12 protein-coding genes are annotated in these 15,755 nt (G+C 62.0%); 8 read left to right on the top strand and 4 right to left on the bottom strand.

Features of this window, described 5'->3' with window-relative positions; translation table 11 throughout:
- The first annotated feature begins 177 nt into the window (after positions 1-177).
- From PspR32_RS20405 to PspR32_RS20385, 5 genes are all read left to right on the top strand, one after another.
- Positions 178-1,431 (top strand): TolC family protein, encoded by a 1,254-nt coding sequence (locus tag PspR32_RS20405; RefSeq protein WP_159389088.1) that lies wholly within the window; start codon positions 178-180, stop codon positions 1,429-1,431.
- A 37-nt stretch (positions 1,432-1,468) separates the two neighbouring features.
- Positions 1,469-2,683: an efflux RND transporter periplasmic adaptor subunit gene (locus PspR32_RS20400; protein ID WP_100782818.1), complete on the top strand. Its 1,215-nt coding sequence runs from the start codon at positions 1,469-1,471 to the stop codon at positions 2,681-2,683.
- Between the two features lie 13 nt (positions 2,684-2,696).
- Positions 2,697-5,858 (top strand): CusA/CzcA family heavy metal efflux RND transporter, encoded by a 3,162-nt coding sequence (locus PspR32_RS20395; RefSeq protein ID WP_159389087.1) that lies wholly within the window; start codon positions 2,697-2,699, stop codon positions 5,856-5,858.
- A gap of 100 nt (positions 5,859-5,958) precedes the next feature.
- Positions 5,959-7,287, top strand: a complete 1,329-nt coding sequence (locus tag PspR32_RS20390; RefSeq protein WP_103143303.1) for an OprD family porin — start codon at positions 5,959-5,961, stop codon at positions 7,285-7,287.
- Between the two features lie 98 nt (positions 7,288-7,385).
- The gene (locus PspR32_RS20385; protein ID WP_010220987.1) at positions 7,386-7,592 is read left to right on the top strand and encodes a hypothetical protein; all 207 of its coding nucleotides are present in this window, start codon (positions 7,386-7,388) and stop codon (positions 7,590-7,592) included.
- 71 nt (positions 7,593-7,663) lie between these two features.
- Here PspR32_RS20385 and cmoB read toward each other — a convergent pair whose 3' ends face one another.
- From cmoB to PspR32_RS20370, 3 genes are all read right to left on the bottom strand, one after another.
- Positions 7,664-8,620, bottom strand: a complete 957-nt coding sequence (gene cmoB / locus PspR32_RS20380) for a tRNA 5-methoxyuridine(34)/uridine 5-oxyacetic acid(34) synthase CmoB (RefSeq protein ID WP_159389086.1) — start codon at positions 8,618-8,620, stop codon at positions 7,664-7,666.
- Positions 8,617-9,360, bottom strand: a complete 744-nt coding sequence (gene cmoA, locus PspR32_RS20375) for a carboxy-S-adenosyl-L-methionine synthase CmoA (RefSeq protein WP_010220989.1) — start codon at positions 9,358-9,360, stop codon at positions 8,617-8,619. The genes cmoB and cmoA overlap by 4 nt, the downstream gene beginning before the upstream one ends.
- A gap of 85 nt (positions 9,361-9,445) precedes the next feature.
- Positions 9,446-9,844 carry a protease inhibitor I42 family protein gene (locus PspR32_RS20370; RefSeq protein WP_010220990.1) on the bottom strand — a complete coding sequence of 133 codons (399 nt, stop codon included), beginning with the start codon at positions 9,842-9,844 and terminating at the stop codon, positions 9,446-9,448.
- Positions 9,845-9,965: 121 nt separating this feature from the next.
- On the opposite strand from PspR32_RS20370, the gene PspR32_RS20365 reads away from it, so the two are divergent.
- From PspR32_RS20365 to PspR32_RS20355, 3 genes are all read left to right on the top strand, one after another.
- Positions 9,966-11,129 (top strand): alpha-xenorhabdolysin family binary toxin subunit A, encoded by a 1,164-nt coding sequence (locus PspR32_RS20365; protein ID WP_010220991.1) that lies wholly within the window; start codon positions 9,966-9,968, stop codon positions 11,127-11,129.
- Between the two features lie 12 nt (positions 11,130-11,141).
- Complete coding sequence (locus PspR32_RS20360; RefSeq protein WP_159389085.1) at positions 11,142-12,152, top strand: alpha-xenorhabdolysin family binary toxin subunit B; 1,011 nt, start codon at positions 11,142-11,144, stop codon at positions 12,150-12,152.
- A 77-nt stretch (positions 12,153-12,229) separates the two neighbouring features.
- A complete protein-coding gene (locus tag PspR32_RS20355) occupies positions 12,230-13,222 on the top strand; it encodes a hypothetical protein (RefSeq protein WP_010220993.1) in 993 nt (330 codons plus the stop codon).
- Between the two features lie 66 nt (positions 13,223-13,288).
- On the opposite strand, the gene lon is transcribed toward PspR32_RS20355, so the two are convergent.
- On the bottom strand, positions 13,289-15,712 hold the full coding sequence (gene lon, locus PspR32_RS20350; RefSeq protein ID WP_010220994.1) for an endopeptidase La: 2,424 nt from the start codon (positions 15,710-15,712) through the stop codon (positions 13,289-13,291).
- Positions 15,713-15,755 lie beyond the last annotated feature (43 nt).

Here is a 15,755-nt window from a genome sequence, read left to right as displayed (position 1 = left end):
CTGATTCTCAACCCTATAGTTACTGCAAGGTCAAGCGGTGAAGTGCATCGAGCGGCGGATACTAAGCCATCCGGGCGCACGGTTTACCTGGATTACAGATTTGTAATACTTGAGTCATCCTGGCGATAAACCCCGATTACTAGAGTGCGGGCTCCGATCAAGGCGCAGGAGTCCGCCATGTTTTGCACCCTCGACAGGCCAGGCACAGGCCCAGGCCGAATAGTGCTGGCCCTGCTGTTGCTGGCCTTGCCGTCGCTGGCCCTGGCGCAAGCGCGCGTACTGACCCTGGAGTCGGCCCTGCAGGCGGCCCGCGACAACAACCCCGAGCTTGCCGCTGCGCGCTGGGGCATCGACATTGCCGCAGGCGAACGGCGCCAGGCCGGCGTGTTGCCAAACCCGGAGCTGAGTTGGGAGGTGGAAGATACCCGCAAGGGTTCGCAAACCACCACCGTCGGTGTCAGCCAGCTGTTCGAGCTGGGCGGCAAACGCGGTGCGCGCCTGGACGTTGCCGACCGCGATGCGCAGCTTGCAGCGCTGGAACTGGAGCGCCAGGGCAACGCGCTGCGTGCCGATGTCATTGGCGCCTTCCAGGCCGCTGCCCAGGCCCAGGAAGGTTTGCAACTGGCCGAGCAGTCACTGCGCTTGAGCGAGCGCGCACTGCAGGTGGTGCAAGGCCGGGTCAAGGCCGGCAGCGCCTCGCCGGTCGAGGCAACCCGTGCCCAGGTGCAGTTGTCCGAGGTGCGCCTGGAGCAGGGCCGGGCTGAACAGAGGTTGACCATTGCCTACCAGCAACTGGCAGCGCTGACCGGCGCGCCAATGGCCCCGTTCAGCCGGGTCGACGGCGGCCTGGGCGCTGACAGCTCTCTTCCAAGTCGCACACTGTTGCTCGATCGCCTGGAGCAGACCGCCGATCTGCGTCTGGCCCGTCTGCAGATCGACCAGCGCGAAGCGGCCCTGGGTCTGGCCCGCAGCCAGCGCATCCCCGACCTGACCGTCAGCGTTGGCAGCCAGTACAGCGAAACCGACCGTGAGCGCATCAATGTGGTCGGCCTTTCGGTCCCGATCCCCTTGTTCGACCGCAACCAGGGCAACGTCCTCGCCGCCGCCCGGCGCGCCGACCAGGCCCGCGATCAGCGCAATGGCGCCGAACTGCGCCTGCGCAGCGAAGTGGTCCAGGCCCTGACCCAGTGGAGCACGGCGGCCCAGGAAGTGCAGACCTTCGAACGCTCGATCCTGCCCTCGGCGCAGCAGGCGCTGGATGCCGCCACCCGTGGCTTCGAGCGCGGCAAGTTTGCTTTTCTCGATGTCCTCGATGCCCAGCGCACCCTGGTGGCGGCACGCCTGCAATACCTGCAGGCCCAGGCCCAGAGCAGCGAGGCGCGGGTTCGCCTGGAGCGGATCTTTGGCGACCTGAGCCTCGCCACTCGTTGAACGCGACCTTCACCTGACTATTTGCTGAGGAACCTGCATGAACAAGAAGTCCACCACGCTGCTGGTCGCGGCCCTGCTGCTCGGCCTGGGCCTGGGTGTGCTGCTGGCGCGCCAGGGCGGCCCGGTTGCCGCCGCCCCCGCATCCGCTCACGCCCATACCGAAGGCGATCACGAGGAAGAACAACATGGCGAGTCGGAAAAAACTGAAGACGGTCATGAGGAAGAGGGCGCGCTGACCCTCAGTCAGGAGCAGATCGACCTGGCCGGCATCGAGCTGGCTGCCGTCGGCCCGCGCCAGTTGCAACGCAGCCTGTCGCTGCCGGGCGAGATCCGTTTCGACGAAGACCGCACCGCGCACCTGGTGCCGCGCGCTGCCGGGGTGGTCGAGTCCGTCGCTGTGGTGCTTGGCCAGCAGGTCAAGGCCGGTGACCTGCTGGCAGTGATCGCCAGCCCGCAGATCTCCGAGCAGCGCAGTGAACTGGCGGCCAGCCAGCGTCGCCTGGAATTGGCGCGCAGCAGCTACCAGCGCGAGAAGGACCTGTGGCAGGAGGGCATCTCCGCCGAGCAGGATTACCAGCAGGCCCGCCAGGCCCTGCAGGAGGCGGAAATTGCCCAGGCCAACGCCCGGCAGAAGATCAGCGCCCTGAGCGGCAGCGTGGTCCTGGCTGGCGGCAACCGCTATGAGTTGCGTGCACCCTTTGCCGGGCAGATCGTCGAGAAGCACCTGGTGCCGGGCGAGGTGGTCAACGAAACCAGCGCGGCCTTCACCCTCTCGGACCTGTCGCGGGTCTGGGCGAGCTTCGGCGTGGCCCCCCGTGACCTGCCCAAGGTGCGCGCCGGCATGCCGGTGACCCTTGTCGCCAGTGAGCTGGGCGAGCAGGTCAGCGGCACGGTTACCCACGTGGGCAGCCTGCTCGGCGAGCAGACCCGTACCGCCACCGTGCGCGTCACCCTCGACAACCCACGAGGCGCTTGGCGCCCGGGCCTGTTCGTTGCCGTGCAGGTGCCCACAGAGCAGTACACCGCCGCCCTGAGCGTACCGGACCAGGCCCTGCAGACCCTGGAAGAAAAGCCCACGGTGTTCGTGCGCAGCGCCGAGGGCTTCATCGCCCAAACGGTGGAGCCGGGGGCCAGCGCCAACGGTTTTGTCGAGATCCGCAAAGGCCTGCAAGCCGGCCAGCAGGTCGCGGCGCAGGGCAGCTTCATCCTCAAGTCGGAGCTGGGCAAGGCCAGCGCCGAACACGCCCACTGACCGGGAACCTCACATGTTCGAACGCCTCATACAATTTGCCATCGAGCAGCGCCTGATGGTGCTGCTGGCGGTGCTGCTGATGGCCGGGCTGGGGGTTGCCAGCTACCAGAAGCTGCCGATCGATGCCGTGCCGGACATCACCAACGTCCAGGTGCAGATCAACACCCAGGCCGCGGGCTTTTCGCCGCTGGAAACCGAGCAACGCATCACCTTCGCCATCGAAACCGCGATGGCCGGCCTGCCGGGGCTGGAACAGACCCGTTCGCTGTCGCGTTCGGGGCTGTCGCAGGTGACGGTGATCTTCGAGGAGGGCACCGACCTGTTCTTCGCCCGGCAACTGGTCAACGAGCGCCTGCAGCAGGCGCGTGAACAATTGCCGGAGGGCGTTGAAGCGGCCATGGGCCCGATCTCCACCGGCCTTGGCGAGATCTTCCTGTGGACCGTCGAAGCTGCCGACGATGCGCGCAAGGCCGATGGCAGCCCCTACACGCCGACCGACCTGCGCGAGATCCAGGACTGGATCATCAAGCCGCAACTGCGCAATGTGCGTGGGGTGGCGGAGATCAACACCATCGGTGGTTTCGCCAAGGAGTATCAGATTGCGCCAGACCCCAAACGGCTGGCGTCCTATAAGCTGACCCTGGGCGACCTGCTCACCGCTCTTGAGCGCAACAACGCCAACGTTGGTGCCGGCTACATCGAGCGTCGCGGCGAGCAGTTGTTGATTCGCGCACCGGGGCAACTGGCCGGCACCGATGACATCGCCAATATCGTCCTGGCCAACGTCGACGGCACGCCGATCCGTGTGCGCAACGTCGCCGAAGTCGGTATCGGGCGTGAACTGCGCAGCGGCGCGGCAACCGAGAACGGCCGCGAAGTGGTGTTGGGCACGGTGTTCATGCTGATCGGCGAGAACAGCCGCACGGTGTCCCGGGCGGTGGCGCAAAAGCTGGTGGAGATCAACCGCTCGCTGCCTGAAGGGGTGAGTGCGGTGACCGTCTACGACCGTACCAACCTGGTCGACAAGGCCATTGCCACGGTGAAGAAGAACCTGATCGAAGGCGCGATCCTGGTCATCGTCATTCTGTTCCTGTTCCTCGGCAACATTCGCGCAGCGCTGATCACCGCCATGGTCATTCCGCTGTCGATGCTGTTCACCTTCACCGGCATGTTCGGCAACAAGGTCAGTGCCAACCTGATGAGCCTGGGCGCGCTGGACTTCGGCATCATCGTCGATGGCGCGGTGGTGATTGTCGAAAATGCGATCAGGCGCCTGGCCCATGCCCAGCAGCATCACGGCCGCCTGTTGACCCGTTCCGAACGCCTGCACGAAGTGTTCAATGCCGCCCGCGAAGCACGCCGGCCGCTGATTTTCGGCCAGTTGATCATCATGGTGGTGTACCTGCCGATCTTTGCCCTGAGCGGGGTCGAGGGCAAGATGTTCCACCCGATGGCGTTTACCGTGGTGATCGCCTTGCTCGGTGCCATGCTGCTGTCGGTGACCTTCGTGCCAGCGGCCATTGCCCTGTTCGTGACCGGCAAGGTCAAGGAAGACGAGAACCTGTTGATGCGCAGCGCCAAGCGCGGCTATGCGCCGTTGCTCAAGTGGGTCATGGGCCATCGCCCGCTGGCGTTTTCCCTCGCCGCGCTCACCGTGTTGCTCTCGGGCGTGCTGGCCAGCCGCATGGGTAGCGAGTTCGTGCCGAGCCTCAGCGAAGGCGACTTTGCCCTGCAGGCCCTGCGCGTGCCCGGCACCAGCCTGAGCCAGTCGGTACAGTTGCAGCAGCGCCTGGAGCAGAGCGTGCTCAGTCAGGTGCCGGAAGTAGAGCGCGTATTCGCCCGCACCGGTACCGCGGAGATCGCCTCGGACCCGATGCCGCCGAACATTTCCGACAGCTATGTAATGCTCAAACCACAAGACCAGTGGCCCGACCCGAGCAAGAGTCGCGAACAGCTGATTGCCGACATCCAGCGCGCCAGCGCGCGGGTGCCGGGTAGTAACTATGAACTGTCGCAGCCGATCCAGTTGCGCTTCAACGAGCTGATCTCCGGGGTGCGCAGTGATGTCGCGGTGAAGGTTTTCGGTGATGACATGGCCGTGCTCAACAGCACCGCGGCGAAGATCGCCAGTACCTTGCAGGCGGTGCCGGGGGCGTCGGAGGTGAAGGTCGAGCAGACCTCGGGGTTGCCGGTGCTGACCATTGACGTCGACCGCGACAAAGCGGCGCGCTATGGCCTCAATGTCGGTGACGTGCAGGACACCATTGCCGTGGCCGTGGGTGGTCGTCAGGCCGGTACCCTGTATGAGGGGGATCGGCGCTTCGACATGGTGGTGCGCCTGTCCGACACCCTGCGCACCGATATCGACGGCTTGTCGCAGTTGCTGATACCGGTGCCGGCCAGCAGCGGCAGCGGTGGCCAGATCGGCTTTATCACCCTTGCGGATGTGGCCAGCCTGGACTTGGTGCAGGGCCCCAACCAGGTCAGCCGCGAGGACGGCAAGCGCCTGGTGGTGGTCAGCGCCAACGTGCGCGGCCGGGATATCGGCTCGTTCGTTGACGAGGCGGCGGCGCGCATCGATAGCCAGGTGAACATCCCGGCCGGTTACTGGACCCGCTGGGGCGGGCAGTTCGAGCAGTTGCAGTCGGCGGCGCAGCGTCTGCAGGTGGTGGTGCCGGTGGCCTTGCTGCTGGTCTTTGGTCTGCTGTTCATGATGTTCAACAACCTCAAGGACGGGTTGCTGGTGTTCACCGGTATTCCTTTCGCCCTGACTGGCGGGGTGGTTGCCCTGTGGCTGCGGGATATCCCCCTGTCGATCTCGGCAGGCGTGGGGTTTATTGCCTTGTCCGGGGTCGCGGTGCTCAACGGCCTGGTGATGATTGCCTTTATCCGCGGCCTGCGCGAGCAGGGGCGTTCGCTGCATCAGGCCATCGACGAAGGTGCACTGACGCGCTTGCGGCCGGTGTTGATGACCGCGTTGGTGGCCTCCCTTGGCTTTATCCCCATGGCCCTGGCCACCGGCACCGGCGCCGAAGTGCAGCGGCCGCTGGCCACCGTGGTGATTGGCGGCATCCTTTCATCAACGGCGTTGACCCTGCTGGTACTGCCCGCGCTGTATTACTGGGCTCACCGCAAAGACGAGGAGGAGGTCGTATCTGAGGTGACGAAACTGTAATTCGCCGCTCATCTTCGGGTTATTCAGCCCTTGTCAGGATACCCATGGCGCCCGCATTGCGGGCGCCTTGCGTATTTCTGCGAAAAATCAGGAGTTGAAGATGGGGAACAAATCCACAGCCTGTTTGACCGGCGCCCTGGCCCTGGCCAGTTGTGCGACCGCCAGTGCCGTCAGCCAGCCCGAGGGCGGGGGCTTTATCGAAGACAGCAGCCTGACGGTGCTCAGCCGTAACTTCTATTTCAACCGCGACTACCGTAAAGGCGAACAGTCGCCCACCGGCAAGGCGGGCTACGCCGAAGCCTGGGCCCAGGCCTTTATCGCCCGCTTCGAGTCGGGCTATACCGAGGGCACGGTCGGTTTTGGCCTGGATGCCCACGCCATGCTCGCGCTCAAGCTCGACAGCGGCGATGGTCGCAGCGGCGGGCGCAGTTCGTTCGACATGTTGCCGGTGGACCGCAATGGCGATACCGCCAGCAACTTCAGCAAGCTGGGCGGTGCGATCAAGGCGCGCTTGTTCGACACCGAGCTCAAGTTTGGTGACGTGTTCCCGACCACGCCGGTGGTGCATTTCGGCGACTCGCGCCTGTTGCCGGAAAGCTTCACCGGCTGGACCCTGGAGAACACCAGCCTGGCGGGCCTGAAAGTGCAGGGCGGGCGCTTGCACGCCATGAGCCAGCCGCTGTCGAGCAACAACCGCGACGGCTTCGTGACCTTTTACGCCGGCCCCGTCGATTCGCCCTGGCTGGGCTACTTCGGTGGCGATTACCAGGCCAGCGACAACCTCAGCCTGAGCCTCTACAGCAGCCGTTTGAAGGACGCCTGGGATCAGTACTACGCCGGTATCAGCTACAAGTACCCGATCACCGACGAGCTGACCGGTTTCACCAGCTTCAACTACTACAAGGCCAAGGATGAAGGCCAGCAACTGCTGGGCAAATTCGACAACGATATCTGGAGTGCCCGCGTCGGCGTGAGCTATGGCGCCCATACCCTGGCCCTGTCGCACCAGCGCAACCAGGGCGACAACGATTTCGATTACCTGCGCCAGTCCGACTCGATTTACCTCGACAACTCGATCCAGTACAGCGACTTCAACTCGCCGAAAGAGCGCTCGTGGATGTTGCGCTATGACCTCGACATGGCCGCCTATGGCGTACCGGGCCTGTCGTTCATGAGCCGTTACGGACGTGGCAGCGGCATCGATTACTCCGATGCCAATGGCGTGTACATGCGCCGCGATGCCGAGGGTAATCCGCTGACCGGGCAGAAGCGTTGGGAGCGCGATATCGAAGCGAAGTACGTGGTGCAGTCCGGCAGTCTCAAGGACTTGTCGCTGCGTGTGCGTCAGGCCACGACCCGGGCCTCGGCCTTCGAATCGGACCTCGATGAAGTACGCCTGATTGTCGAGTATCCGCTGACCCTGCTGTAGGGCGAATCTTGCAGCACTGTAATGTGCGGCTCACCTTGGCGTTATCTTGCCCTGCGTAAGATTGAACTGTCCTGAAATTCAATCACGAGGTGAGCAACATGAGCCTGAACAAGTATGTGCTGATGGCTGTATTGGCCCTGGGCAGCAGCGCGGCGCTGGCTGAAGGCGGAGCGGAGCGGTCGAAGCAATTCTGGGAAAACTTCCGCCTCAGCCAGGAACAGATTCACGGCAAGAAGGACCAGGCGCTGGCCGCGTCCGACTCGCAAAAGCGTGACACGGCGACCAAGCAGGTCGCCAAGGAGTAGCTCCATTCACCTTGGAAGCTCCCCGCTCCTTTGGAAAAGGTGAATTTTTGGCGCCCATTTGGGCGCCTGTTTTATTTGCGTGCCACCAGCACCGCGCGCCGTGGTGCCGGCAGGCCTTCGAGGGTGCGGCTATGGTCGTTGGGGTCGAGGAAGTCGCTGAGCGACTGGTAGCGCATCCACTCGGTGCTGCGCTGCTCTTCGACGCTGGTGGTGCTGACATCGACGCAACGCACATCGCTGAACCCGGCGCGGCGCAACCAGCGTTCCAGGGCTGGCACCGACGGCAGGAACCAGACGTTGCGCATTTGTGCGTAGCGATCTTCCGGCACCAGCACCTGATTTTCATCGCCTTCGATCACCAGGGTTTCCAGCACCAGTTCGCCGCCCTTGACCAGGCAGTCCTTGAGCGCCAGCAGGTGCTCGATGGGCGAGCGGCGATGGTAGAACACGCCCATGGAGAACACCGTGTCGAAGCCTTCGAGGTTGGCCGGCAGGTCTTCGAGGGCAAACGGCAGGTGCCAGGCCGGTAGCTCCGGCAGGTAGCGCTGCACGGCCTGGAACTGGCAGAAGAACAGCCAGTTGGGGTCGACACCGATGACGCTGTCGGCCCCGGCGCCGAGCATGCGCCACTGGTAGTAGCCGTTGCCGCAACCGACATCCAGCACCCGCTTGCCCTTGAGGTCCAGGTGCGGGGCGACCCGCGACCACTTCCAGTCCGAGCGCCATTCGGTGTCGACGTGCACGCCGAACAGGTCGAACGGCCCCTTGCGCCACGGTGACAGGCCCATCAGGGCCTGCTGCATGCGCGCTCGGGTGTCGTCATCGCAGTCGCAATCCAGATTGAGGCCGTTTTGCAGGTCGATGTGCGTAGGCACCAGTGCCGGCAGGGCGTCGAGCGCAGCCTGCCAGCGTTCCAGGTCGCCATGACCTTTTTCCATCTTGGCGTCGAGTTGCGCTTGCAGGCCTTGCGCCCATTGCGTCAGGGGGGTGCCCGCCAAGCGGCGGACCAGGGGGGACAGATCAATCATGGCAGGGCAATCAACGAGGCAAAGTTTAGGCATTGGAACCAGGGCACGACCTTGGAGAAACCGGCCGCCAGCAGGCGTTCGCGGTGCTCTTCAAGGCTGTCGGGTTTCATCACGTTCTCGATGGCGCTGCGCTTCTGGGCAATTTCCAGTTCGCTGTAGCCATTGGCGCGCTTGAAGGCCACGTGCAGGTCGGTGAGCAGCGCGTGTTCATCGGCATCTTCAAAGCGCAGCTTCTCCGAAAGGATCAGCGCACCGCCCGGCAGCAGCGCCTGGCGAATACGCGTGAGCAGTTCCAGGCGTTGTTCGGGGGCAATGAACTGCAGGGTGAAGTTCATCGCCACCACCGAGGCCGGCTGGAACTCAAGGGCAAGGATGTCGCCTTCGATCACCTCGACCGGCAACAGCTCCTGGAACATCGAGTCCTGGGCATTGAGGTACTGCCGGCAGCGCTCGACCATGGCCGCCGAGTTGTCGATGGCAATCACCCGGCAACCCTCGCTACGCACATGCCGGCGCAGGGCCTGGGTCACGGCACCGAGCGAGCTGCCCAGGTCGTACAGGGCAGTGTTGGGCTGGGCGAACTGGGCGGCGAGCACGCCGAGGTTCTCGACAATGGTCGGGTAACCGGGCACCGAACGCTTGATCATGTCCGGGAACACCCGCACCACGTCTTCGTTGAAGGCGAAGTCGGGCACCTGGCCAAGGGGCTGGGCGAATAGGCGGTCGGGTTCTTTGCTCACGGGGGCAATCCAGGCGTTGGGCGGTAAAAGGCCGGCATTTTAGCCAAACTGGCGCCAGGATGCATGGCCCGCTGACCAGCGCGGCCTACTTCACCGTGATTGCGCAATCGAAGGTCTGCACCGGGCGCACTTCCGGGGCCCAGGGTTGCTGGTAGACCAACAGCAGATGGCTTTCACCGGCGGCCTGGGCCTGGAAACGCCACAGTGATTGCCCGGCGCTACCGACGATGCCGGCATCTTCCGGGTGGCTGTAGACCTCGGGGCCGAGACTACGCAGGATGCCCGCGGCCGGGTTCTGTAGCAGCCAGCGATAGCCGGTACTGGGGTTGCTGGGCAGGGTCAGGGTCAGGGTCTGGCCCAACTGCAGATGTACAGGGCACTGGCTGGCCTTTTCCAGCACCACATTCTCGTGCCGGCCTGGTGTTTGTGAACAGGCTGCCAGGAGTGACAGGCCAAGGACCAACAGCTTGCATTTGGTGTTCATCGACAATTCTGTCCGTCAGGTTGGTATTGGCTTTCAGGAAAGCCTGCCCTCTGCAGGGCACTTCACAGCGGGATTAGTTTGAAGGTCCCCGCCGAGTCGGCGTTTTAACAGGGACGTGGTCATGAGCAGTACACAGATCAATTTTGACACATTGCAGACTGAGGCTGAGCACCTGCCTGGCAATCTCATTCAGGCAATGGCGGAGCGCGATGGCCCCGACGAGGGTGGGTTGACGCTGACACGAGAGCATATTGTCACCCTTAACCAGTATGCCAACTATACCTTCCAGCTTCCTGTTACCAAGGATGCAGTGATTCGCTGGTTGGGCTATTCCACCATCAAAGAGCCGGACCTGATGCCGGACAAGATGGAGGCGATGCACAAGCAGTTACAGAAACACGGACGCCGTTGGACAGTACTTGCCGACAATAGCAAGAAGCTTGGCTTCGAGTTGGCGGCCAGTGCCAATGGCATCAATACCACTGGCGACGAGATATTGGTCATTCTCGAAAACAGCCGTGCGCTGGGCAAGCGCAGGGACGCGTGGGAAACCATCAAGTTCGACAAGGCGATCAGCCTGGGGACAGAAGACCGCCACAGGGTTCTCGACCTGGTGGACTACATGGAGATACTGCGCGAAGACGTGGACCTGTTTTCTCGGCGTGTGGGCGCTGTCCGGGAAGAGACTGAACAGTTTCGCGATACCGCGCGTGAACAGCTGATCCCCTTGGTCGCGGTAAAAACCCAGGCGATCAAACGTCAGAAGGCGAGCGGGGCAGTACAGCAGCTGCGTGAAGATCTCGCCGAGCTGGACAATGAAATCAAAAAACTTGAAGCCGAGTATGACCAGTATGTCAAAGCCGCGCTGAGTGGCCTGGCTGCGGGGCCGCTGGGCGCGGCTATAACCGGCGGCATCTATGGCAGCAAGGCGGCGAAAGTCCGCAAGGAACGTAACAAGCTGCAGGGCCAGCGCGGTGAACTCAGCCAGAAACTCAAGGCGGCCGTTCACCTGGAAGGGCTGGTGGAAGACCTCGGCACTCAAATGGGACAGCTGGATACTCGACTCAGGGATGTGGTGACAGCCGCCTCTCACCTGCAATCGGCCTGGCAGTTGATCGGGGTGTACATCGATACATCGATTGAGCACCTCCAGCGTATCGAATCCAATCAGGAGTTGTTCAAGTTTGCGATATTTTTCAAACGCTTCATTGGGCAATGGAAAGACATTGAGAAGTTTGCCCAGCATATGAATCGTGTCTTTGATGACGCCGCAGCCGCCAAATAAGGATATAACGTAATGAATGATAATGTTGTCGCTTTGAGTGCTTCGCTTAATGTCCCGGATATGGACAAGGTTCTCTCGGTCGTGTCGGCATACTTGGCGTTTTGGGAGCAGCGTAGATTTGGCTTTCTGCCATTGCTGCATGAATCAGTTGAACGGCACTACAAAGGGATGCAACGGTACGTTGATGGCTTGGCTAAAAATTCGGAAGTGCTGGCGGTCACCATAAAGTCATACCAGCTTGATGAGCTGATTGACGATTTTCGAGAGGCCTCGGGAGACCCTGAAGAAGAGGAGTTCTTCCTGGAGGAACTGCAGATCTCAAAAAACAAGATCGCTGCAGAACTGGATGTCGTGGTCTCTGGGGTGATGACCGCTACAAAGTCCATCGCCAGCCTGCCGGTTTATGATGCGAGCCGCGACCAGGCCAGTTACCTGGAGACTCAGGAGCGCCTGGCCAGCAGGCTACAGGCGCTAACCGATACGCTCAACGGTAAACGCGAAAACCTTGCCGAGCTGGAAAAAGCCATCGGTGTGTTTGAGGCCAATGGCATCGAGCAGCTGTTCCAAGGCAAATTGCCAACGGTTGAACAGCTTCAGGGGCTGGTCGCTCAGGGCGCCACAACGGCCGGCGCTGCCGTAGCGGTCGAGCAGGCACTGGAGGCGCTGGGCAAACTGATGGAGGGCGTGCAGCAAGGCATGCAGTATTCACGGCTGCAAGACCAGCGTCGGGCGCTGCGCACGGAAGTAAACGAACTGATCGCTGAACAACGCGAAAAGGAGCAACGAGCGACTCAAGTGAAGGGCTATCTGCAAGCCCTGGTGGAGTATTCCGTGCTGAAACCAAAGCGCCTGGAATGGCTGGCTGAAAAGCAGAAGATTCATGTGCAACTGGAGACAGTGGCCAGTCAACTACGCAGGATAGAACTGGACAGTTTTGAGGGCGCGCAGGCGTTCAATCAGTTGCTGAAACAATTGCTCGCCTATGTTCAACATATAGTTTTCCAGTTCCGTCGAGCCTTTTAATCATTGCCGTGTCTCCGTGCGCCACCCATTGTTAGTTAAACCGGGTGGCGCGCTGAATGGCGAGCAGGAGAGCGCTAATGATGACTGCAAATGGAATGCTGGATAAAAACTGGCAAGTACAAGCTTCACGTCTTCCCGGCGCGTTGTTGAGCGCCATGGCGTCAGGGCAGGACACCGGTGCCCTGAGTTTGTCGCCAACACACGTGCGTGACCTCAATGAGTATGTCGCCTATACACGGGGATTGCCCAACTCACCGGCTGGCATTTATCAGTGGATGGGTGGAGGGCAGGCGAACCCTTGGACATTGATTCTCAGCGCGTTGATGTCCTCGAACCCTGAGCTGAATGGTAACGCCATGCTGACATTCTCTCGCCAGGTGAAACAGCATGCCAACGGCTGGGAGGTGTTGTATGGGAAAAACCTGCAGCTGACCCATACGTTGGTCACTGTCGCCAGCAACATCAACCGTTCAGGGGAGGTCATTCTGGATGTGTGCGCACAAACCAAGGCATTGGGTAAGCAACGTGAGGCCTGGGATGCTTTGCTGGGCGGTGAGGCGCTGGCGCTTAGTGTGGCCGATCGGCAAATTGTGTCGTCCTTGCCCATGTACGTGAATGCACTCAAGGAGCAATTGAAGGGATACGCCCGCGAGGTCGAGCGTGTGCGCATCGAGGCCACTCGGTTTCGCGATGAGGCTCGGATACAGGTCATTCCTGCGGCGACGAGAAAGGTCAATGAAATTGGCAAGTTGGTAAAACCAGCGACCCAGGGCGGTATCGCGGGGATTCTCGGGCAGATACTGCAATCACGTTTCCTGGAACTCTCAGGAAAACTGCGGAAACTGGAACAACTGCTCAGAGCCGTGGTGACGGCTTCGTCTCATGTTCATTCAGCCTGGCAAAGCCTCACTGCTTACATCGATGCGTCGAGTAATCAGCTGCAGCTCGTTACCTCAGGCCAGCAACTGGCCCGGTTTGCGATCTACTTCGGGCGGTTCCTGGGGCTATGGAAGACAATTGAACAAAGCGCGGTGCAGATGAACCGCACGCTGACCCGGTATCAGCCGTGAGCGTTAGGTAGCCGTACTCGAGCAGGTTGACGCGGGCTCTCAGAGCCCGCGTCTTCCAGAACCCCTTCAGGTGAACAACACCTTCGCCACATCACTGAAGCGCTTGGCGAAGTGCACGCTCAAGCCTTCCTTGAGGTAATCCGGCAACTCCTCGAAGTCTCCCCGGTTGGCTTCCGGCAGGATCAGCTCGAAGATCTTCTGCCGCCGCGCGGCAATGACCTTCTCGCGCACCCCGCCAATCGGCAGGACCTTGCCGGTCAGGGTCAACTCGCCGGTCATGGCCACGCCTTTCTTCGGCGCCTGGTCGCGAGCCAGCGACAGCAACGCACTGGCCATGGTCACCCCGGCGCTGGGGCCGTCCTTGGGTGTGGCGCCTTCGGGCACGTGCAGGTGTATGAAAGCTTCATTGAAGTAGCTTGGATCACCGCCGTATCGCTTGAGGTTGGCGCTGACATAGCTGTAGGCGATTTCGGCAGACTCCTTCATCACATCACCCAACTGACCGGTCAGCTTGAAGCCGCGGTTGAGGGTGTGGATGCGCGTCGCTTCGATCGGCAAGGTGGCGCCGCCCATGCTGGTCCAGGCAAGACCGGTGATCACACCCTTGCCGGAGAGCACCTGTTCGCTGCGAAACACCGGCATGCCCAGTGAGGCTTCGAGGTCCTTGGGGCCGATCTTGATCTTTTTCTCGGGGTCCTCGAGCAGTTGCACTACCGCCTTGCGCACCAGCTTGCCCAGCTGTTTTTCCAGCTGGCGTACACCGGCTTCGCGGGCATAGCCCTCGATCACCGTGCGTAGGGCGCTGTCACTGATGCTCAGGCTGGTCTTGGCCACCCCGGCTTTTTGCAACTGCTTGGGCCACAGGTGGCGCTTGGCGATGGCCAGCTTTTCTTCAGTGATGTAGCCGGACAGGCGAATCACTTCCATGCGGTCGAGCAATGGTCCGGGGATTGAGTCCAGCGTGTTGGCGGTACACACGAACAGCACCTTGGACAGGTCCAGGCGCAGGTCCAGGTAGTGGTCGAGGAAGTCGACGTTCTGCTCGGGGTCGAGGGTTTCCAGCAGCGCCGAGGCCGGGTCGCCCTGGTAGCTCTGGCCCATCTTGTCGATCTCGTCGAGCATGATCACCGGGTTCATCACCTCGACGTCCTTCAGTGCCTGCACCAGCTTGCCCGGCTGGGCACCGATGTAGGTCCGGCGATGGCCCTTGATCTCGGCCTCGTCGCGCATGCCGCCGACGCTGAAGCGATAGAACGGCCGGCCCAGGGATTCGGCGATGGACTTGCCAATGCTGGTCTTGCCGACGCCTGGCGGGCCTACCAACAGCACGATGGAACCGCTGATCTCGCCCTTGTAGGCGCCAACGGCGAGGAACTCGAGGATGCGTTCCTTGATGTCACCCAGGCCGGCGTGATGCTGGTCGAGCACCTTGCGCGCGTGCTTGAGGTCGAGTTTGTCCTTGCCGTACACGCCCCAGGGCAGGGCGGTGGCCCAGTCCAGGTAGTTGCGGGTGACGGCGTACTCGGGCGAGCCGGTTTCGAGGATCGACAGCTTGCCCAGCTCTTCGTCGATGCGCTTTTGCGCGGCGGCGGGCAGGGTCTTGCCTTGCAGGCGCTGCTCGAACTGTTCGAGGTCGGCGCTGCGGTCGTCCTTGGTCAGGCCCAGCTCCTGCTGGATGACCTTGAGCTGCTCCTTGAGGAAGAACTCGCGCTGGTGCTCGCCGATCTGCCGATTCACTTGCGCAGAGATCTCGTTCTGCAGGTGCGCGACTTCGACTTCCTTGCGCAGCATCGGCAGGACCTTTTCCATGCGCTTGAGCATGGGCACGCAGTCGAGCACCTCCTGCAACTGGTTGCCGGTGGCCGAGGTCAGCGCGGCGGCAAAGTCGGTCAAGGGCGATGGGTCGTTGGGGCTGAAGCGGTTCAGGTAGTTCTTCAGCTCTTCGCTGTACAGCGGGTTGAGCGGCAGCAGCTCCTTGATCGCGTTGATCAGGGCCATGCCGTAGGCCTTGATCTCGTCGGTCGGCTCGCTGGGTTGATGCGGGTACTCGACCTCGACCAGGTACGGCGGGCGATGATGCTTGAGCCAGGTGCGGATACGTACCCGGGTCAGACCCTGGGCGACGAACTGCAGCTTGCCGTTTTCGCGGCTGGCATGGTGAACCTTGACCAGGGTGCCGTACAGCGGCAGGGCCGAGGTATCGAAATGACGATGGTCTTCTGGCGGCGAGTCCATGAAGAACAGGGCCAGGGAGTGATGCGGGGTCTTGGCTACCAGATCCAGGGTTTCGGCCCAGGGTTCTTCATTGACGATCACCGGCAACACTTGCGCGGGGAAGAACGGGCGGTTGTGGATCGGGATGATATAGACCTTGTCCGGCAACTGTTGGCCCGGCAAGGCAAGGTTTCGGCCGCTGTGTTCGGAGGCTTCGAGATGCTCGACTTCGGCGGTTTCCTCGGGACGTTCCGGTAGATCCTGCTGATCGCTCATGGCGCACCTGCTCAATGACTATGGTGCTTAGATGGGGCGGGTG

It is taken from the genome of Pseudomonas sp. R32, from assembly GCF_009866705.1.
Classification (GTDB): Bacteria; Pseudomonadota; Gammaproteobacteria; order Pseudomonadales; family Pseudomonadaceae; genus Aquipseudomonas; species Aquipseudomonas donghuensis.
This window is presented reverse-complemented; position numbering and strand designations above follow the sequence as displayed.